This is a genomic window from Paenibacillus sp. Soil750, assembly GCF_001428045.1.
Lineage (GTDB): Bacteria > Bacillota > Bacilli > Paenibacillales > NBRC-103111 > Paenibacillus_E > Paenibacillus_E allorhizoplanae.
In genome coordinates, this window is sequence record NZ_LMSD01000012.1 from 703097 (window position 1) to 724832 (window position 21736).

Sequence of the window (21736 nt, forward strand, 5' to 3'; positions counted from 1 at the left end):
ATCAGGCTAGGGCTATATATTTACTTCTATTCTATGACTGGCAGCCAAATATTGACGGTAGTACCTTTCCCAAATTCACTCTCGAAATGCAGCCCATACAGATCGCCAAAATGGAGCTTGATTCTTTGATCCACATTTTGCACGCCGATACCACTACCTTTCGCAGTCGTACGATCTTTATGGTATATGTTTTGGATCTCCTCGGGAGACATTCCAATTCCATTATCGATGACCTGAAGAAGAATACGATCCCCCTTACGTATACCAGTTATTTGAATATTACCCTTCCCTTCATTATTTCTTATTCCGTGATAAATGGCATTTTCTACTAGAGGCTGTAAAATAATCTTGATCAGCTTACAGGAAAGAATACTCTTATCCACATTGATTTCAAAATCCAATTTAGATTTGTACCGCATTTTCTGGATCGTCAAATAGTTCTTAATATGCTCGATTTCGTTAAAAATAGAAAGGAATTCTTGTCCTTTACTAATGCTTAAACGGAATAACTTTGCTAAGGAAGCTGTCATAAGGATAACCTCTTTCGACTTTCCAGTCTCTGCCATCCATATAATTGAATCCAACGTATTATAAAGAAAATGAGGATTAATTTGAGCTTGTAATACCTGCAACTCGCTCTTTCTTTTTAACTCCTGTTCCTTCACATTTTGCAGCATCAGTTCTTTGATCTCTGTCGTCATTCGATTAAATCGATTACTTAAGTGCCCGATTTCATTGGAGCTTTGAATATCAACCTGAATGTCGAAATTCCCCTTCTCTACCTCTTTCATCGAACTTTCAAGATGTTTAATGGGCCTTGAAATACGTAAGGATAGAATAATAGAGAGCAAAACTACGATGATAAGAAATCCTATACCTCCAAAAAAAGTATACATTTGCAACTCTTTCTTATTGGAGACTAATTCGTCCACATAAGTGACTCCGACAATTTTCCATCCGGTGCTTTGCGATGTTTTAATCGTGTACATCCGGCTATTTTTACCTTCTGAAGTCACAAAGCTGCTGCCAGGAGTACGCATAACTTCAGAGATCAATTCAATTTTCTGATTGTTGTTAATCATTTGCTGTTCAGGGTGATAAACAATGTTTCCATTTGCGTCCACAATGAAAACATATCCCCTATTTCCAAGTTTAATCTTATTGCAAATATCGTTGATGACACTATAGTTCAAGTCTACAAGCAGAACGCCAAGCTTTTCATTCCCGACATCACTACTCAGTTCACGACTTAAGGATATCACTGAATTATAGTCGTTAAGAATCATATTTTGAACATGTGAAGAAGAAATAACGACTTTCCCCTTCGCTTCAATTGCCTTCTTATACCAGCTTTGCACCGTTGGATTCACTTGTGGATTTAGTTTAATATTTTCATTGTAAGGGATAATCTCCCCATTTGTACCAAATATAAGAATCGACGAAATATCCTTTCTTGTATTCAACACAGTATTCAATTGGAAGGATATTTTCTGTTTCAAGTCTTCCTTACCAATAGCACCAAGATATACTTGCTTCAAAAGGTACTCTTTAATATCATAATTGGAAAGAACCATTCGCGAAATATTGTCCATATAATTGATGTAACTATCTATATTCGAGCTTACTTGTCCCATAAGCTGATAGGTATAATCCCGCGAATTTTTTTTCACTGCATCTGTAGAAAGGTGATAAGACATCCATGCAATCACCGTAATTGTGACCACAATTAAGCATGAAAAAGCGACAGCAATGGTTGACTGGATACTTTTAAAATGAAAAAAGTGCTTGATTCGGTTTCTTACCATTTTTACGCCCCTTTACACCATTCTGCGATATACAGTCGGGGTCATACCCGTCGCTTTTTTGAAAATTAAATTGAAATAATGGGGGTCAACATAGCCTATACGATTTGCGATTTCATAAGTCTTCAAATCCGTACATTTAAGTAATTCTTTCGCCTTTTCTACACGAATCCGAGTAAGATAACTTATGAATGTTTCTCCAGTATGGTTTTTAAAAATAAGGCTAAAGTAACTTGTGCTTAGAACCAGATACTTACAAACCATATCCATGGAAATTTTTGCATCCGCATAATTTTCCTTTATATATTCTTCTGCCTTTAAAGCTTGCATCTTGCAAAAGTTGTTTCTTGTTTCGAGGATGGAACCTGTGGTTTGCAAACAATAATTTTTCAGCCAATCTTCAACTTCATCAAGTGTTTTTAACGCGTAAATTTCGGTCAAAGGATTGGAAGATGTGCTATGAAGTGTTTCGCGAATCTCAAGCTCATCCAAAACATCCAAAATCGAGACGATTAATTGCTGTATGTGAATATAACAACGATTCATAGGCAGATAGGATTCCTTAAGATTTTCAATAATTTTCTCAATGATCAATTCTATCTCTTGCTGAGTTCCTGACTTTAAGGTAGTGTTGAGCTTCCTTTCCCAATGTTTATCGTAAGGAGTTCTTCCACTCATTCCCCCTTCCATATCGCCAAAATGTATGATCCGATTCTTTCCAAGAAAAAAACGATAATCAAGAGCAAATGAAGCCCTTTTATGAGAATGATGAATTTTATTTAGAGAAGAGCAAATATCTCCCACACCAATAGACACTGTAAACTTCAGATACTCTCTTACCGATAGGTTGATCTCTTCGAAAATTTGCAGTGCTTCTTCACTGAGCGTTTCCATATTATCGCCAAAGAGGATTACAATTGTTTTTTCATTATTGTTTTGGAACACGATCCCCTTCTTTTTTCTTGTAATAATTTCTCCACTAATGTTACACACTGCAAAATAAAGCAGTTCACTCTCGCTTTCGGGATAAAATCTTTGCAGTTCCCCATGATCATCTACATCAATCACTGCGACTAAATAATGGCTTCCCGGTAAATCAATATCCAAATAGGCAAGCTTATCCTCTAGCTTGCTTTCACGTAGTTCTCCTGTAACCAACTGATTCAAGAACCGCTCTCTAACGAGAGGCAAACTCTCTCTTAGCTGCTGCTTAAGCTTGCTTAAATCCTCCACCTTACGATTCTCATCATCAAGATCCGCCTTTACTTTGGAGAGGATTTGACATAATTCATCAGCTGTATTCGGCTTTAAGATATAATCATGTACCTTCAGCTTCAATGCTTGCTGAGCATATTCAAATTCATCGTAACCCGTAAGAATAATTATTTTTGTCTGCGGATAATGTTCATAGAGATAGCGTGACACTTCTAAACCATCCATCAACGGCATGTTAATATCCGTTAAAACCACATCAGGTTGAATCTGTTCAAGGGCCTGGAGCACCTCACGACCATTTTCAAAGTCGCCAACCACCTCAAATCCCAACTCATCCCAGTTTAAACTATCTCGTATTCCTTCCCTAACGTTATCTTCATCATCCGCAATGATAATCTTATACATACATTTCACCACTATGCTTTCGAATTTGATAAAGAATATTACCAACCTTTGTAGGTTTCCACATTATCTTGAGTAATCAAGTCAACAGGAATTTTAATTAACGATTCTACCTTTTCACCTTTTAGAACTTTAAAGCCTTCATCCATTGCCAATTTAATCATTTCAAACGGATACTGTGCTGAGGTTGCAACGAAGCTTTTCTTTTCTTTAAGCGCACTAACGGCATCTGGCGCTCCATCTACACCAACAATAAACATTTCTTTGTCCCGACCTGCTTGTTCAACAGCAATTTTAGCACCAACTCCAGAAGGATCATTCGTTGCAAATACAACGTCAATCTTTCCTTTTCCTTTGACTTGTAAAATGGTTTCCATCAATGTAACCGATGTTTCACGGTTACCAAACCCATTCTGTTTAGCAACTACCCTAATTCCTGGAGTCGCTTTAATTGCTTCTTCAAATCCATTGATACGATCCGTTACAGCAGATACAGGAGGACCATCAATGACAACAACATTTCCTTTTCCATTTAAACGCTTAACAATATATTCCCCTGCTAATTTTCCGGCAAGAAAGTTATCTGAGGTTACAACCGTGTTCACACCTCCATCAGCACCTACGTCAACTGCAATGACGGGGATACCCGCCGCTCTAGCTTGGCTAACAGCACCCGCTATACCTTTGGAATCTACAGCATTTAGAAGAATTACACTTACTTTTTTTGTAATAAAATCCTCTATTTGAGCTGTTTGCTTAGCCAAATCACCTTCTGCACTTACTATGATTACATCAGCACCATGCAGCATAGCACCTGCAGTAGCACCTTTGGACATCGCGACGAAGAATGGATTACTTAAATTTTGTAAAGTAAATCCTACCACTACTTCTTGCTCTTTTTTTGCCGGTACTGCTTTTTCTGTTACTAAAGGTGCAAACGTTTCTTCAGATGTTTCTGAAGGTTCCGTTATTTTACTTGAAGAGCATGCGGTAAGTGTAACCCAAGCAACGGCAATTAATATAAACGATACTACTTTAATACTTTTCATATTAGACTATCCCCTATAATCATTTACCTTCAATTGAAACCTGCCAGTTAAAAAAATAATAAAGGATGATGCTAAGTTTTCTAAGACTCTGATTGAGAAAAACTTCTATCGAAGTACTTCGTAAACAAAACCCCCTTCATCCGTAAGGGGGTTCTTGCAATCTTATCCGCAGCACTTTCTTCTCATAAAAAATACTAATCAAGCAATATGGAATTAAGTGTGTAAATCGTTAATGATTTCACTCTAACAGTACCGTCTTTCGCGTACATTTTTATTTCTGCTAGTGTTGATAATGGGAAAATTTGATCTGTCATGACACGCTTCCCATCATTTGCAAAAACTTCAATGGACGATCGGTCTACGAAAATATGCATTTTAATAATGCCATTCTCCGGTTTCAATACAACACTGTGCTTGCATGCAAAATGTTCATGAAAATCGGTAACTCCAGAACGACTTCGATCCATATACAGCAATTGCTCCTGAACGCCATAGCTTACAACCGTTTCTTCTGTCTCGGAGGACCTTAGCTTCAAACCAAAATCTAAGGCATCGCCAATTTCAAATTCAGCAATAATTTCAAATAAATCGCCGTCAGTTATTGTTATTTCGGAATTGCTCAGCTCGAATGCTGTTCGATCCACTTTATTCCGCCTCTTAGCCTCCAGCTCGCGGATCGGATTCTGATGGAGTCGGACTCCCTCTGATTCTGTCGCAAGTGTTAGCTCTCTAGGAAGCGTCATCGCCCCTCTCCAATTGGCAGTTGGAATGATGTTGGCATATTTCCAATTGTTCATCCACCCGATAAACAGACGCCTTCCCTGCTGTTCAGGCACATCTGACCATGTAACGCCTGCATAGTTGTCTCTCCCGTGATCCAGCCAAAGTAGGGGGGCAGGACATTCCTCAGGAACAAAAGTGTCCCCATTAAAAGCCCCAATAAAATACTGCGTACGGGATCCTTCAGGAAAGTTAACATCTTCTCCAATACTAACAATAAGCACCCATCTCGTGTTGTTGACGTCCTTGTCGACAGGCAACTCGAATAAATCCGGACACTCCCAAACGCCGTCATGCGAGCCTTGCCCTAATCCAAATTGACCCGTATATGTCCATTCTTTCAAATTCGGTGATTTGTAGAATCGAACGTAGTCACCCGCAGCAATGACCATTACCCAGCTTTGCCCAGGTACGTACCAAAATACTTTGGGATCTCGGAAATCAGGAAGAGCTTCCTCCGTAAGTACAGGGTTATTTGCATATTTCGTCCATGTGCGCCCGCGATCCATACTGAACGCAAGACTCTGTCTTTGCCTAATTTGATCCGTCCCTGGTATCGTATCATGATGCGTGAAAATAGCGACAAGACCCGATTTTCCAGCAAAAAATCCGCTCGTATCATGCTTATCTACCACTGCGCTTCCTGAAAAAATAGCGCCATGTTCATCAGGAGCAAGCGCGATAGGAAGATGCTCCCAATGAACCAGATCCTGACTGACAGCGTGACCCCAATGCATAGGTCCCCAAACCGTACTTTCGGGGTGGTATTGATAGAAAAGATGATACTCCCCCTCATAAAACACCATCCCATTCGGATCATTCATCCACTGATCTTTCGGTGAGAAATGAAGCTGCGGCCGGAATTGTGTTTGATTGTTAGCTGTTATCATGAATCTTCGTCACCTTTCGTATCTCGTCTAGACTTGGAATCGCCGGGATGGCACCTCTTCGGGTCGTGGTTAAGGCACCTGCTGCATTGGCGAAGGTGATCAAGCCCTGAATGTCAGATTCGCTCATGGTGTGAACGTCATGATTTGCATCCAGCCATCCGTGAAGAAAACCGCCAAAAAACGCGTCGCCCGCACCTGTAGCATCTATGGCATCTACTGCATATCCACGAACGCTTCCCGTTCTTTGACCCAAGCGGTAGAAAGCTCCTTTTTCTGCTAGTGTTATTAAGATGACCGAAGTACCAAAGGTCTCATATAGCATGCGTGATCCCTCTTCAAGATCCGTAACACCCGTTAGGAATATGAGCTCTTCTTCGGATAATTTCACGAAGTCAGCATAAGCCAACCCAAACTCCATCATACGTTTGGCGTGTTCCAAATCGTCCCAAAGCGGAATTCGCAAATTAGGGTCAAACGATATCTTGCAGCCATTTTCCTTGGCGAAAAGGAGTGCTTTCTTTGTCGCGGAAGCTGAGGGTTCATTCGTCATAGACAACGAACCAAAGTGAAACAACTTTGAATCTGCGATTAAATCCAAGCGTACTTCATCTTCTGCTAGCAGGGTATCAGCTCCCGGTTTACGATAAAAGCTAAAGGAACGGTCGCCACTTGCATCTAATTGAACAAAAGCCAGCGTCGTATTTGCTTCCTTGCTCATTACTACGCCCTGCGTATGAATACCGCAATTTTCTAGCGTATCCACTAGAAACTGTCCGTGATTGTCAGCTCCTACTTTACTGATGAAGCCAGTCCGTTTGCCCCACTTGGCTAATGCAGCCAGCACATTGGCTGGCGCGCCTCCTGGATTGCGTTCAAATAAAACATATCCTAAATCTGACTGCCCAGCTGGTGTGAAGTCGATTAACACCTCACCTAATGCAACGATATCATACATCGCTCTCTCTACCTCCCGATATGCTCTTCCTTTTTTCTACACCGACACTTGAAATGCCGGTTTGATCTCCCACATTTGCATGGATATGATTCGAATGTCTCGCTCCCCATGCAAAAGTAAACCTAACGCGTCCAACCTAGATGGGTAGGCGCGTGTCGTTAAGGATTTTTGCCCGTTAGCGTAAGCCTCGATTAATGAACGATCAACAAACACCCGCAAATTCAGTGGTTCTCCATGGAGTTCAAGCAAACCCTCTTGAATGCCTGTCGTTCGTTCACGCACATCTAACGTTGATTTATTACGATTCACGCCAAGCCGCTCGCGATCCTGATCATAGAATAGAACCGTCTCCTCTTCCCCATCCGGTGTTCGTCTGACCGAAATTCCATATTGGTGCACGGCTCCTGGACCAAAGGTTAGCTCGATCTCAAATGAATCATTCCGTATGTGCTGCAAGCACTCATTGGCTTCATCTAACCTAACATTTTGTAAGTTCAGAAGCTGCGCGCCCCGGAGTTGACGCATCTCCTCGAAAGGTTCAATCCCGAGCTGCCCATCCTCCCGCATAGTCAAACTGATCGGCATGCCGGCACCGTGCGACCAACCACAATCGTAATCGATTTCTGGTGTTCGCTCACCTTGAGCAATCGTAAACAGCAGCGATCTTCCTGTTACAGGATCAACCATGCCGCTTGGGCCAGTGAAATGGAAATCACCTACATCCATGAGCCTTGGTTCTTCATGATCAGGGATAAAGTGGAAACGGCTGCTATCCCACTCTCCTATCCAATAATTCACTTCTACTTTTGCTTCTGGCCCCCATGGGCTTATTAGCAAAATATGTTTACCTGTTTCCTGGCCATCACGCTTTAACGGCAGCAGTACAGGAAGCTCCCATACAACCCCAAGGTAGGGGTATTGCTCGTAATTGCTTACATACAGGGGACCTTCTAACTCCCAATCGGTTAAGTTCTCTGAGCGGTAGACCATCGCGGTACCGCCTTTCCCCTCAATTCCCGTACCGACGAGCATAATCCATGTATCATTTTCTTTCCAAACAAAGGGATCCCGGAATTCACCAAAGTATCCTATTCCAGGCTTCTGAACAACAATTGGCTCAGAATGTTTCACCCATTTTTTCAAATCTAGATCCCCATCCTGCGGATAAGTCGTATAAGCCAGACCTACCGATTGATTTGGAGAATAAGCGTAATTCCCTGCTGTATAAAATAAGGTCGGATATCCATTTTCATCATACGCCGCACTGCCTGACCAGATCCCGTCCGGATCTATACCGGGCTCTGGCGCTAAAGCAACCGGAAGATCTCGCCAATGAACCAAATCCTCACTCACCCAATGTCCCCAATGGATATAATGCCAGAAAGGGCCATTCGGATTGAACTGGTAAAACAAGTGATAGAGCCCATTAAAATAAATAGGCGCATGCGGTTCATTCATCCAATGACCCGGTGAAGTCAAATGGTACTGCGGACGATGCCGATCCTGAGCAAAGTTAGCTCTATGAATGGCCAGATGTTCGTAAGGAATAGCTGGTACAACCCCGCCGTGTTCGCTTAAATAATCCCGGTATGATCTTGCGATATCCTCCTCAGACATCGAAAGATCATAGAGACGAAGCTCATCCATCAATCCGTCGAACATATTCATAGTAAAGGCTTCTGCTAAGATAACCCCTTTATTATTTCGTCCTATTAACAAATCTTCCGTACTTGCAGTAATCCCTATATCCTTCTTTGAAAGCTGCTTTTCGGCAACCTTACAACCATTTAAATATAGCTTCATAAGACCTGTTAAAGCTTCGTACGTAGCAGAGACAAAGGACCACGCTCCCTTAGGGATCGGGTGATCATAGCACCAGAGCTCCACCCACTCTTTGCCTAACGCTAGCTGGAGTGACCAAGACCCATGACGGGATAATCCAAATACATAACCCTCGCAGCGTTCTCTGTCATGTTGATTCACGACCGCTGCTAGGCGCTGCTCATCTCCGAAGTCATAGCTGCGTGGAGCTATCCAAGTGGTAATCGTCAACGATTTCGACAACCTTGGACTTTGGTCTACTGAGCGCTGCAGCCATGTTGAATAACCATCAAATAACAGGGCATATCCGCGAATGCCTTTCCGCCAAACCGGATCTTGCGGAGGCTGAAACCGGCCTTTGGCAAGCGCATAATGAATTTGATCCCAACTACTCGTACTTCGCTCATGCGCTATACACCCCTGCCCCTCATCGAAGGACCAATAGGCAATAGGTTCCATGGTTGGATACCTCCTGATTTCTCATTACTTGGACGCTTTGTTGTAGCGGTCCAATGCGTCTTGATAGATTTTCAACAAATCATCTAATCCCATTTTCTTTAGCGTCGTTAAGTAAGAATCCCATTCCTTCTCTACGCCGCCTTCCATCAACCATTTGGAGCGTTTTTCATTGGTCAGCTTGGCAAGATCAGGTTTAATTTTACCGATTTTATCCAGCTCCTCCGGCGTAAAGAAAATACTCGGGTAATTCTCTTTTTCCATCTGAGGAACGAAGGTATCCTTGATGCGATTCATTCTTTCCAATGCGCGAGGCTCGGGAGCGACGAGGTTTTGGAAATCCTCAGCCAAGATAACACCCGTCATGTTCGGCGCAACCTTTTGACGGAATTCGCCTGCGGCTACCCCTGCATCAAGTGGTTTCTGTACAAGTTTGCCGTCTTTTTCATCGAATGCAACGCCAATCGGTCCCCAATGAAGCTGCGCAGCCATCTTCGGCTCATATTGCAGATCTAGCCATCTTGCTGTGATTTCAGGATTTTTGTTCACTTTCGTGATGACAGGACCTCCACGACTCCAAGGAGAGCCATTATTATATTTCACGACCATGCCCTTGAAAGGCGGTACGAGCGCATAATCCTTGGCGCGGTCCGGTCCGACAATTTCCGTCTCTTCCCACCAGAGGTAGGAGCCTAGCGTAACATCCTTCGTTTTTCCTTTTGCAAAGTAAGGAGCCGGATTGTTGTTGAAAGTAAAGGAATCTTTATCAATGAGGCCCTCTTCAACCCATTTGTGAAAATAGGAGACTGCTTCTTTGTATTTGGGATCGGTTGCCGCATAATTCACTTTGCCGTCTTTCACATTCAAGTGTTCAATAAACGAGTTATCGCCAGGCTGATACGTTTTGTCAGGAACTCCGAAAGCTCCGAATAAATAACCGATATCGCCGGTCCAGAAGGTATTCATAAAAGACATCGGCACTTCATCGGCTTTACCGTTACCATTAGGGTCTTTCGTTTTAAAAGCGCTAAGCACATCATGCAGCTCTTCAATGCTCGCAGGCATCTTCAAACTCAGCTTATCCAGCCATGCTTTGTTCAAGAAGAGAAAATCCGGATTCGAACCGATGCCAGCTTGCCCTTTGCCCAGCTCTTCCGCCACAGGAAGGGAGTAAATTTTCCCGTCGGGGGCAGTAACGAACGCTTTCAGCTCCGGTCTTTTTTCAAACAGCTTCTTCACGTTAGGCATATACTTATCGATAAGGTCATTCAGAGGAATAATCGTGCCGTCTTTGCTGTATTTCATCAAATCGTTATCTGTGAATCGAGCACCGTAGAAGACATCTGGTAAGTTGGAGCTGGCAAGCAAAATGTTCTTCTTATCGTTGTAGTTCGCTTCCGGCACATTATCCCATTCCACATGCACGTTGGTCTGTTCTTCCAGACGTTTGAAGATCTCCATCTCTCCGTAATTCGGTGCAAGCGGCGCTTTCGGCGATACCATTTTCACTGTTACTTTATCTTTTACGATCGGGTAACCGCTTTCGTTAAAGTTCTTGGCTGCCGCTTTCTCGCTGTTTTGCGGGGCTACCGTATCTTTTACCTCAGGCGTTTTGTCACTGCATGCTGCCAGCACCAGACTCAAACTCATCGTCACCATCGTTATTGTCGTTAATTTTTTCTTCATTCTCGATACCCTCCTCTTTATATGTAACCGTTAAGATTTATGACTGATCCTTAGATGCACTCTTTTAATATCACCGCAAGACCGCCACCACCTCCTCTAATGCTTGCCTTCGCATCTCTAACCTTTTACAGATCCAATTAGAACACCTTTAACGAAGTAGCGCTGCAAGAATGGGTATAAAATGAGCAATGGTCCTGCTGCAATGAGAATAACCCCATATTTAATTAGTTCCGAAACCCTTTGTTTAGCTAAAAGTGAGTCAATATCCGACACCATGTCGCCGATTGGCTGGCTTTGGACCAGAATATTACGCAAAACTAGCTGAAGAGGATACAGTTTTTCATTTTCCAAATAAATTAATGCATCAAAGAATCCGTTCCACTGCCGAACAACCGCAAACAGCACTAGCACAGCAATGATCGGTTTGGATAAAGGAATTACTATACTCCAAAGAAATCGTGTATTCTTGCAGCCATCCATGAATGCCGCTTCCCTAAGTTCATCCGGTATGGTGGATTGGAAGAACGTCCGGGCAATAATAATTCCGAATGCATCCACGGCTGATGGCAAAATGACTGACCAAATCGTATCCACCATACCCAGCTTTTTGACCAACAAATAGGTAGGAATTAAGCCGCCAGAGAAAAACATCGTAAATACAAAAAACAGCATAAACACATTACGCCCATAAAAATCCTTACGAGAAAGCGGATATGCGGCTCCTATCGTTAGAGCAACACTGATCAGCGCGCTTGCGGCTGCATAGATAATAGAATTTCCATATCCTGTCCAGATCTGGGGATCCGATAAAATTCTGCTGTAACCTTCAAGCGTAAAACCTTTGGGCCAAATCCACACTTGGCCGGCATAAATATGATCGGGCTCACTGACGGAAGCTATAACTACGAAATATAGCGGATACAATATGAGCAGCGCAAAGCCACTCAATACTAGAATGTTTAAAACGTCGAACCATTTATCAGCAGTGCTTTTTGCTGTAATCATAAGGCGAATGCCTCCTCTCTTTTAAAATAGCCCACTGCCGTTTATTTTTTTGACAAAACGGTTAACGGAGACCAGAAGGACGAAATTAATCAAGGAATTGAACAAACCAACTGCTGCGGAGAAGCTGTATTCCGCTCGCTGCAGACCAATTTTGTACACATACGTAGCGATAATCTCAGATGAACTGGCGTTTAGATCATTTTGCATGAGAAACGCTTTTTCAAATCCAACATTCATAAGATTCCCGATCGCCAATATGAACAAAATGAGAATTGTCGGCTGAATCCCCGGGATATCAATATGCCAAATCCGGTGCCATTTCGTTGCTCCGTCCACGACCGCCGCTTCATGAAGATGCGGATCGATACCGGCTAATGCTGCTAAATAGATAACTGAAGCAAATCCTGTTTCTTGCCAAACGCCAGAGAAGACATACAGGCTTTTAAACCATTCTGCCTTAGATAAAAAGTAGATTGGCTCAACGCCAAACAGTTGAATAATGTGATTGATGAGCCCGCTTCCAGGTGATAAGAAAACATACATCATACCAACAAGCACTACGGTAGAGATAAAATAAGGAGCATAAATGACCGTTTGAATAAAACGTTTATACCTTTCGTGGAGCAGCTGATTAAGCATCAGTGCAATAAGAATCGGTACTGGGAATGAAACCACTAACGAGAAAAGACTAAGTCCTAATGTATTCTCAATGACCGTCCAGAAGTTAAAAGAATCGAAGAACCGTTGAAAATGCGTCAATCCTACCCAGGGACTTCCCCAGAATCCCTTGGAAGCGATGAAATCCTTAAATGCAATTTGGACCCCGTACATCGGCCAATATTTAAAAATAATGAAATAAATCACAGTTGGCAAAATGAGAAGATACAGCTCGTAGTTGGCTTTGATCTGTTTGAGAGGTTCTTTGAATATGCTCATTTTAAATGGTGCAACCCCTTTCTTTTTATCGGGAAATCGTTTACGTAAACGTTTTTCTAATAGTCAAAAAAAAGCCGGATCAGCTTTTAACAAGAGCCTCGCAGGATTAACGCAGTTGGCAGTCTGTATTCTTTGCCAAGCGAACCTGGGTTCTCAATCCGCTCTAACATGATCTCTGCCGACTTCACACCAATCTCATAAGAAGGCTGCCGGATAACCGACAACGGCGGGGTAGTAATCTGAGTCCAATCATAATCGTCAAAGCCAATAATGGCCAGTTCGGCCGGGATTTGAATCCGTCTTTCTTGCATGTATTTCATGGCGCCCATTGTTAACACATTATTAGCAATGAACAGCGCAGTTATTTCCTGTTCTGCAAGCAGATCTTTCATACTCTCGTAACCGCTCTCAAGATTGGATTCCGCTATCCTCACAATGGAAGAATCAAATGGAATGTCGTGATCTGCTAATGCTTTTTTATATCCCTCATAGCGCTCATTGCTCGTTGTAATACCAAGTTCCCCGGTTAGCATCCCTATTCGACGGTGGCCTTTTATAATAAGGGTTTGGACTGCCTCATAAGCGCCTCCGATGCCGTCAGCCAGTACACTATCCCCATTATAACCGGTAGGTTTACGGTCGATAAACACGACGGGATAATTCGAACGTACGATATCGGTTAAATAACTGACATCTTCAGCAATAGAAGCAATGAACAAACCGTCAATCAGCTTGGAATTAAACAATTTAATCTGTTCTTGTTCATCTTCAATTTGTTCCGTTGTATTGTTGCTCAGCAGTAAATGATACCCGTGCTGCTTCAATGTATACTGAATCCCCTGCGCTACCATCATAAAGAAGAAATTAGAGGTATCCGAGGGAAGTACCGGCACAATAAGGCCGATAGTGTTAGATTTCTGGCTGCGCAAACTTCTGGCTGCTGAATTGGGACGGTAATCAAGCTCTTCCATCGCTTGGTAAACCTTTCGCTTAACTTCATCCGATACATAGCGGGTGTTATTAATAACATGAGACACAGATGCTATTGAAACACCAGCATGTTCGGCTACCTGCTTAATACCGGAACGCATAATAATTGCCCTCATTTCTCATAAAAACGTTTACGCAACCGCTTTCTCAATTATAGGTTTCCTTTATTTAAGTTGTCAATGTTTTTTACAGGGATTTATAGCGGTTTGTTTCCTCGGCCTTTCATTAACATAACGAGAAAAAGAATGGACGGTATGATTCCAATGAAAATCTTGTTGACCATAAATTGATTCGCCACGATTTTCCCGATCTCTAAATGCGACTGCCAACTTGTCGGCAGAAGAGCTGTTATATAAATAAGACCCCCGACTGGAAGAGCAAACCTTCGATAATCCGTATGAAACAGTTGAGATAGCCCAAGTACGGTGGCCAAAAACCATAATGTCGCTTTGATTAATATCCCAGCATAAAAAAGTAAGATAACCAGTGCATCGAAACGCTCAAATACTTCTGCGATCTGAATCAGTTGTACGGATTGTAATAAGGGTACTGTACTTATGTTAGCTAATCGCGGACCCAGAACGATCAGGTTCATGATGTTGCAGAGAATGATAACAAGCCCAGAGACAAAAAAAGATCGAATCGTTGTTTTTGTCAGCTCTTTCTTCTCGTTTAAATAACTCCAGAACATGAGAAAAATCACCATTTGACCAAATGGAAACCAGACGGACTCAGTTATACTTTCTTTTAATATAGGTTGAATCCCTTTTTCCATAATAGGAAGGAGATGAGCAAAATGAACAACACCCGATACAAAGTGCATACTAAGTATAATAAAATAAAAAGCCAGCACACCCATTACAATATATTCGGCCAACCGAAAGAAAACTTCTATTCCCTTGTATATCGCATAAATCGACAAAGTCACCATAATCAGCATAATGATTGAAATAGGACCCTTAGGAAGAATAGTCAAGAGCGTAAGATCACCAAAGTCACGTACATTTCGCATGGCTTCGTAAGCAAACATTAGGGCATAGAGGAATAAGACGGTCTTTCCCACAAATGAACCGAAATAAGTAATCAATAACTGGCTTAAATTTTTTTCAGGTTCCCTGCACTGGATCGCCAAAAAAAGAAAAAGCAGCAGTAATCCTAGCAACATACTAATTACTACCACCAACCAAGCGTCTTGACCAGTTTTGATTCCTATTTCAAATAATGGCGTGCTTCCAATTTGAAATAAGATAATCATCGCACCTAACTGATATTTGCTGATCCGCGCCATACGAAGCCTCCTTTCTTATTCTTTTTTGCCGGATAACTTGGAAAAGGAGTCATTAATCATTCCGGTTCGTCGAATTGTTACGTGAACTTTAACGTCCAAGCTGATCACAGCGAACTCTTTCTCCCAGTTCTTACTCAGTTCTTTCCAGTCTTGCGGGTAAGACTTGTGGAATTTGTCACCGAAGCCCAGTATGTCCGCTTTCATCTTTTTCACGGCTTGAAAGGAGTCTTCCACATCATTTTTTATTTCTTCCTGGATATATGTCTCGAGTTTATGTAAGGTTTTAGGCTCTTTCAGTTTCAGATTACATGCCGTTTCATTCAGATTCCCTTTGGCTTCAATTTCTACTGTCATGAACAAGTTACCATCCGAAATTTTCGGTTTTAAGTTGGTGTGGGATTTGTCAACCAAAAAGGAGGAAAGATTCTCACTGAGCGTCTCCCCTTCACAAGAAAAAACGATGGTCATTTTCTTTATCTGATTCGTTATCCAAGGGATTCCGAAGCTTTCATTACGGCTTAACCATCCTGCAAATTTATCTTCCTTAAATACCCCGACTCTATCCAATTTCAATACGGTGGATTTACGCGTTTCTTTGAGTGCGTCTAAAGAATTTTGTCCCTCTCGCTGACCTGTGATTTTGATTTCTGGCACTGTAGAGCTAGCGGTAGGATTTGTCATTGTGGAAATGAGTTCGTGCATTTTAGATGGGACTAAGTTGGTTAAATCTGCTTGTTCACCTACCAAATTGGAAATCGCGTTTCCGGGAATGGATTCTAATGGAGTAAGGATCTCAAGTACATTCTTTGCGTCTCCCTCCGAAAGGAGAACATTCGTATTTTCCCTTGATTCGTAACTTCTCAAGTACGCGTCTACTATTTGATTGACACCATATCTAGCAACACGTTGGCTGATAATAATGACCTGAGTATGGGAGAAAAAGAGGTGACGAGGAGCCTCTAAATCACTCTTTTGAATGGCCTCCTGTATGGTCTTCCCCTTCGATGAAAAGACAGTAACCGGAGATTGGGAGCTGCCTCCGCCGGACTTACTCTGAATTGACTTTGGTATGATAATTTGAAAGGTTAATACCCATTGATTACTTTCATCTAAATCAAAGGCTATTGCACTGATAATCCCCAATTTGTTTAGTTCGATATGGTTCGAACAGCCACTATTAACGACTAGCATAAAAGTGATCAACAGCAGGATTATCCATCGTTTCACTTCCTAATCCCCCTTGATGTCCGTTTCCCACCCGTATGAATGACAGACAATTACTTTTTTCCCTCCTTATCAGAGGGCTCCGGACGTAAGTTTGCTTGTTGGCGCACATAATTATTCTTAGCAAATAGACGCGGTCTAGTTACCATCATCCACCAAGGCACCCTGATCACCGTATCTTTTAAGTTGCTTGGTATAAAAGGTGCTATGGGTGCCATGTAAGGAACTCCGAAAGAGCGTAGAGACAACATATGGAGCAATAGAAAAAAGAGCCCCGACATAATCCCGAACAACCCTAAAACTCCGGCAAGAACCATCAGTATAAACCGAATCAATCGGGCGGCAATTGAGATATTAAAAGCTGGAACGACGAAGCTAGAGATCGCCGTAAAAGCTACCACGATCACCATGGCTGCCGAGACTAGTCCAGCTTCAACTGCTGCCTGTCCCAAAACAAGAGCTCCAACGATGGAAATTGCAGAACCGATAGCTCTAGGCATTCGAACCCCTGCTTCCCTTAACACCTCAAATGTTAACTCCATCAATAGAGCTTCAAAGAACGCTGGAAAAGGAATTCCTTCCCTTTGTGCAGCAAGACTGACCAAGAGAGTTCTCGGTAACATTTCTTGATGAAAAGTCGTAATTGCAATATATAAGGAGGGCAGAATCATAGATATGGTAAACGCAAAGAAGCGCAAAATTCGCAAAACTGAAGAAATATCGAATCTTTGATAATAGTCTTCGCTGGCCAAAAAGAACTTAAGAAAGGTGATTGGCAGAACCAGAACAAAGGGTGTTCCATCCACCAGAACAGCAACCTGCCCTTCTAAGATAGAACCCGCAACCGTATCGGGGCGTTCCGTGTTAATAATTGTTGGAAACGGAGTAAAGGTTTGATCCTGAATAAATTCTTCCAAATAGCCACTTTCCAGTATGCCGTCTATTTCGATGCGATCCAGCCTTCGAAGCACTTCATTCACGACTAAATCATCGGCGGTCCCTTTCAGATACATCACACTAACATCTGTTTGGGTCACATTTCCGATTCGCCTGTCGATTTTCCATAGATTCGGACTTTTGATTCTGCGCCGAAGTAATGCTATATTCGTGCTAATATCCTCGGTGAATCCATCTTTGGGTCCGCGAATAACAGATTGAGATGAGGGTTCCTCTACCCCCCTTTGCATCCATTTAGCTGAATTTGCGGAAATGCCTTGATCCCAGCCCTCTGCGAGAATAACGGTAGATCCGCTGTATAGAGAAGACATGAGTTCATCTATATTACTCACCGTTTTTGTGGAACTAACAGTAAGAATTTGGTCTTTAATAACCGTCAAAGAATCGGATGAATTTCTCTGTTGAGCTTCATTTACTTCTGCATCCGACATAATCGGATTCAAGATGTGATCGTTAATGACCACAGTATCGGTTAAACCGCTTATATACACAATAGCCATAGGTAAACTATTAGCCCCTTGAAATGTACGGATGACAACATCTGAGCTGTTACCGGTTAACGCAGATAAATTCTTGATATTTTTCTGTAAGCTATTGGAAAGGGGTTCGATTTGTTTGCTTTTTGCTTGAGTATCCTGTTGTGAGCCCTCATTATATTTCCGAGTAAATCTCTGTAAAAGTCTGTTCATCCGATAGCCTCACCAAGTATGCCATATAATACCATTCATTTTCGCCTTAGGTTCCAAGAGATATACCTTCATCGAACCACCATAAACATACAAAGATACCCGTAACCGCGATTTACGCAGCCCTTAATGAGATAATCTTCTTTGGCTAGTTGAAGTGCTTGATTACAACATTATGAAAGATCGCGGTGCCTCCTTCCGAAAAAAGGGTAATCCCTTGATCGTTTAATTCTGGGAAAATTCCATTGGAAAAAACGATGGTTCCATCATCTATAAAGACTTCAATGCTTGTTTTATCGACGAGAATCTTTAAGTGAACGTGCTTCTTACTCACATCAAAGGGGGCCCTGCTTTCAACATATTTACTGTTTTATCGACGAGAATCTTTAAGTGAACGTGCTTCTTACTCACATCAAAGGGGGCCCTGCTTTCAACATATTTACCACTCAGGTCAGGCTGACCTGTAAAAGCTCTGTTGACATAAGAGTACCTTCCCTCTGCAAAAACACCTACATCTACATGGCGGTTTTTGTCTGTTGATTCTCGAAGTCTCAATCCTACATTTTTGATCTATGACCACGATATATCTGTCTCAAGCTGGTATGCATCGCCTGTTACATGAAGAGTTTTAGAGCCATTAACCTCTATTTGTTTCAACGAATCCGTTGTACTTGTCAATTGATTCAATGCTTCAATGGGGTTGTGAAACCAAACGATACGTATCGCCATCATGTTTTAAGTTAATTTGACGAACAATCGAATCCGTTCCGTTAAACCCTTCTTGAAGAGTTGGCGTATTATGGGGATAATCCCAGATGATTTTCGGGTCTCTAAAATCTTTTGTACCCGGATTCGGAATAATGGGATCGTCACGATAAGAAGTAAATKTTTTTCCTTTGTCCGTGCTGTACCACAGATATTGTTCCTGCTTCCCGCCTTCTGCAGACGGCTGTGTCACGATCGCTAACAGCGCTTCTTTTCCAAAGCCTGCCGTATTATTCTCGTCCACAACGACTGATCCGCTCCATGGATCGCCATTACTGGTTGTATATTTAGGAATGGCCACCGAAGGAGGCACGGTGCGTAATATAGCGCTCAATGTCGATGCTTCCCCCTACAAGCGCTTCTTTTCCAAAGCCTGCCGTATTATTCTCGTCCACAACGACTGATCCGCTCCATGGATCGCCATTACTGGTTGTATATTTAGGAATGGCCACCCCTTCATCTTTCCAATGCACCAAATCCGTTGATGTCGCATGCCGCCATTCGGTTCCATTTCCGTTCGGATAATCATGATTATAGAGATAATAGTAATGATACTTTCCATCCAAATAAATCGGCCGCTGTGGGTCGTTTTTCCATTTGTCWGGCGTAGTGAAATGATAACTAGCTCGATACGTTGGCATAACTGTGTCGATGGCTTCGTTCTTCTTATTGCTTTCTGAATAATGTACCACTAACCCTATCGTCATCAAAATAATGAAACAAATCATAACTACACCTGTTCGTTTTGCTGCTTTCTTATAATTTATAAAATTGGCCAAATGGAAGAGTCATTTATTGATGAGTTGGCTTCGTTCTTCTTATTGCTTTCTGAATAATGTACCACTAACCCTATCGTCATCAAAATAATGAAACAAATCATAACTACACCTGTTCGTTTTGCTGCATTCTTATAATTTATTGTATCGTTCAAGCTGACACCTCCTCTCTTTGCTGCTGCTTAATCCTTTTTACAAAAAAGAAAACGCCGAATTACAATACATCGGTATTTTCTTTTGCTTTATTGTGGATACTTCACTATTTTTTGTTTTTCGACTTCGTGATATTCTCATACAATCTCACGATAATGAAATCGTAACTGACAGTAATGATGAGAAATATTCGAAGGAAACTTGTCAATTCCTAAGAACGAGGTAAGTAATACCTTCTATAAACAAATAACACCAAAAAGCAATGGACATCCTCTAGAGGCTGCCCATTGCTTTTTAAGTTAACGAGTTAAAATCAAATACACCAGTCAACAGCTGCAACAAATCGTTTGCTGTTTTTTACTATTAAATAAACCAGACAATTGCCTACTTATTCTGCCATCCTTGATTTGTGGATCGCGTTGAATGAAGTATTGTTCCATTTCTTTCGCTTTCCATTCTACCATTTTACCCAGCGCATACTCATTTAACATCCAAATCCCACCTTAACATTTAGAACTTAAAATTAGCAGCAACCAGAGGACTTCTTTGTTTCCGTTTTGCAACAGTTTGGTTCACAGCAGTCATCGATTTGGAGATTATCGGTGCAGCAATCATCTGCACAACAAGTATCATTGTTATTCTTTTTTACATCTGTCATATGGATCAACCTCCTAATTGTTTGTTCAGCTATTAAGACGGAGGCAAATTCAAAAGGACGCAAGTCTGATGATCTTTTTCAAAATTAACAAAGGTTACAGCTACAACTTGCTGATTTCCTCTGATAATCAATGACGTTTCCGAGGCGATCTCGTTCAATATGGCAACACGCCAGGAGCATTTCTTTTATCTTTTCCCTGCCGCGCTGCACTCTCGATTTCGCTCCCGATATCGAAATGCCAAGCCGTTCAGCGAGCTGCTTTTGAGTAAGAACGCCTAACTCCGTCAGCAAAATTGCTTCTCTGTACTTTTCATCTAATCCTTGCGCAATGCAGGTAAGCCAGCCACTAACAAGTTTGTTCAAATTGCTTGCTTCCTCGGTTTCTTCTATAAGTTCTATCTCATCATCTAAATGTGTCTCGGCTCCATTACTACGGGCAAAAGAACGATAATAATCCGTTATGGCATTTCGCGTAATCTGATACATCCAACTTTGAATTTTACTTTCATCGGATAATGTATGAATGGAGAGATGAATCTTTCTAAATACGTCCTGTAAAATATCCTCGGCATCGAACTCGCTACGTACTCGCTTTTGAATAAATGACAATAAATCCTTGCTAAATCTCGTCCAAAGCTCCTCAGTTTTCATTTCATTTACCTCCGATATATTCGATAATTAAATGTTAAATGAAATACTTGCAGTTATCAACTATTGTATGTTATAAATATTTCAGGTGATCATAATGAAACAATTACCACAGTACGTAAACGTACGTGAAGTCCTTCAATTACTTGTCAGACGCTTTGGGTTACTTCAGAAAGATGGTGCCCAGTGCTGCGGCGTGTCTGTTGTGCAGAGTCATATTATGTATGAGCTGTACAAACGCCCAAATATTTCTTTAAACGAGCTATCCGAGATTTTGAGTATTGATACAAGTACGCTGAGTCGCCAGGTCCAGCAACTCGTCGAAAACGATTTGATTAACCGTCTGCCTGATCCTAAGGATCGACGCTACGTTGTACTCTCCCTTACTGAAACAGGGGAGAAACAGTACCATGAAATAGCGAAGACAATGGAAGAGTATGTTCTGGGTATTTTTCAACATGTTCCTTCAGAAAAAAAGGAACAAGTCCTAGAAAGTCTTCAAATTCTTAGTGATGCAATGAGTCAAAGTCCAAATTGCTGCACGCCTCCTCTATAAAGAGGAGTTCATTTTTATCATATAGTTGCAAATATCAA

At 41.8% G+C, this 21736-nt stretch carries 16 protein-coding genes and 1 pseudogene; 1 reads left to right on the forward strand and 16 read right to left on the reverse strand.

Features of this window, described 5'->3' with window-relative positions:
* Positions 1-26: 26 nt before the first annotated feature.
* From ASL11_RS15115 to sigZ, 16 genes and pseudogenes are all read right to left on the reverse strand, one after another.
* Positions 27-1805 (reverse strand): sensor histidine kinase, encoded by a 1779-nt coding sequence (locus tag ASL11_RS15115; RefSeq protein WP_056615624.1) that lies wholly within the window; start codon positions 1803-1805, stop codon positions 27-29.
* A 12-nt stretch (positions 1806-1817) separates the two neighbouring features.
* Positions 1818-3422, reverse strand: coding sequence for a response regulator (locus ASL11_RS15120; RefSeq protein WP_056615626.1), 1605 nt, complete (start codon positions 3420-3422; stop codon positions 1818-1820).
* A 38-nt stretch (positions 3423-3460) separates the two neighbouring features.
* Complete coding sequence (locus ASL11_RS15125; RefSeq protein ID WP_056615629.1) at positions 3461-4468, reverse strand: substrate-binding domain-containing protein; 1008 nt, start codon at positions 4466-4468, stop codon at positions 3461-3463.
* A 194-nt stretch (positions 4469-4662) separates the two neighbouring features.
* Entirely contained in the window at positions 4663-6138 is a 1476-nt protein-coding gene (locus ASL11_RS15130; protein WP_056615632.1) for a glycoside hydrolase family 32 protein, read from the reverse strand.
* Positions 6125-7093 carry a carbohydrate kinase family protein gene (locus ASL11_RS15135; protein WP_056615635.1) on the reverse strand — a complete coding sequence of 323 codons (969 nt, stop codon included), beginning with the start codon at positions 7091-7093 and terminating at the stop codon, positions 6125-6127. Before ASL11_RS15135 ends, ASL11_RS15130 begins: the two co-directional genes overlap by 14 nt.
* 36 nt (positions 7094-7129) lie before the next feature.
* On the reverse strand, positions 7130-9373 hold the full coding sequence (locus ASL11_RS15140; protein ID WP_056615639.1) for a GH32 C-terminal domain-containing protein: 2244 nt from the start codon (positions 9371-9373) through the stop codon (positions 7130-7132).
* A 24-nt stretch (positions 9374-9397) separates the two neighbouring features.
* Positions 9398-11056, reverse strand: a complete 1659-nt coding sequence (locus ASL11_RS15145; RefSeq protein ID WP_056615641.1) for an extracellular solute-binding protein — start codon at positions 11054-11056, stop codon at positions 9398-9400.
* A gap of 117 nt (positions 11057-11173) precedes the next feature.
* Positions 11174-12070: a carbohydrate ABC transporter permease gene (locus ASL11_RS15150; RefSeq protein ID WP_157256930.1), complete on the reverse strand. Its 897-nt coding sequence runs from the start codon at positions 12068-12070 to the stop codon at positions 11174-11176.
* Positions 12071-12082: 12 nt separating this feature from the next.
* Positions 12083-12997: an ABC transporter permease gene (locus ASL11_RS15155; protein WP_056615647.1), complete on the reverse strand. Its 915-nt coding sequence runs from the start codon at positions 12995-12997 to the stop codon at positions 12083-12085.
* An 86-nt stretch (positions 12998-13083) separates the two neighbouring features.
* Positions 13084-14088 (reverse strand): LacI family DNA-binding transcriptional regulator, encoded by a 1005-nt coding sequence (locus ASL11_RS15160; protein ID WP_056615650.1) that lies wholly within the window; start codon positions 14086-14088, stop codon positions 13084-13086.
* Between the two features lie 95 nt (positions 14089-14183).
* A complete protein-coding gene (locus tag ASL11_RS15165; RefSeq protein WP_056615653.1) occupies positions 14184-15275 on the reverse strand; it encodes a GerAB/ArcD/ProY family transporter in 1092 nt (363 codons plus the stop codon).
* 15 nt (positions 15276-15290) lie between these two features.
* On the reverse strand, positions 15291-16502 hold the full coding sequence (locus ASL11_RS15170) for a Ger(x)C family spore germination protein (protein WP_056615656.1): 1212 nt from the start codon (positions 16500-16502) through the stop codon (positions 15291-15293).
* Between the two features lie 50 nt (positions 16503-16552).
* Complete coding sequence (locus tag ASL11_RS15175) at positions 16553-18145, reverse strand: spore germination protein (protein ID WP_056615659.1); 1593 nt, start codon at positions 18143-18145, stop codon at positions 16553-16555.
* A 145-nt stretch (positions 18146-18290) separates the two neighbouring features.
* A pseudogene (locus ASL11_RS35860) lies at positions 18291-19548 on the reverse strand (glycoside hydrolase family 32 protein).
* Positions 19549-20162: 614 nt separating this feature from the next.
* Positions 20163-20327 carry a hypothetical protein gene (locus ASL11_RS36505; RefSeq protein ID WP_157256931.1) on the reverse strand — a complete coding sequence of 55 codons (165 nt, stop codon included), beginning with the start codon at positions 20325-20327 and terminating at the stop codon, positions 20163-20165.
* Between the two features lie 251 nt (positions 20328-20578).
* The gene (gene sigZ / locus ASL11_RS15195; protein ID WP_056615671.1) at positions 20579-21145 is read right to left on the reverse strand and encodes an RNA polymerase sigma factor SigZ; all 567 of its coding nucleotides are present in this window, start codon (positions 21143-21145) and stop codon (positions 20579-20581) included.
* A gap of 94 nt (positions 21146-21239) precedes the next feature.
* On the opposite strand from sigZ, the gene ASL11_RS15200 reads away from it, so the two are divergent.
* The gene (locus ASL11_RS15200; RefSeq protein WP_056615673.1) at positions 21240-21698 is read left to right on the forward strand and encodes a MarR family winged helix-turn-helix transcriptional regulator; all 459 of its coding nucleotides are present in this window, start codon (positions 21240-21242) and stop codon (positions 21696-21698) included.
* Positions 21699-21736 lie beyond the last annotated feature (38 nt).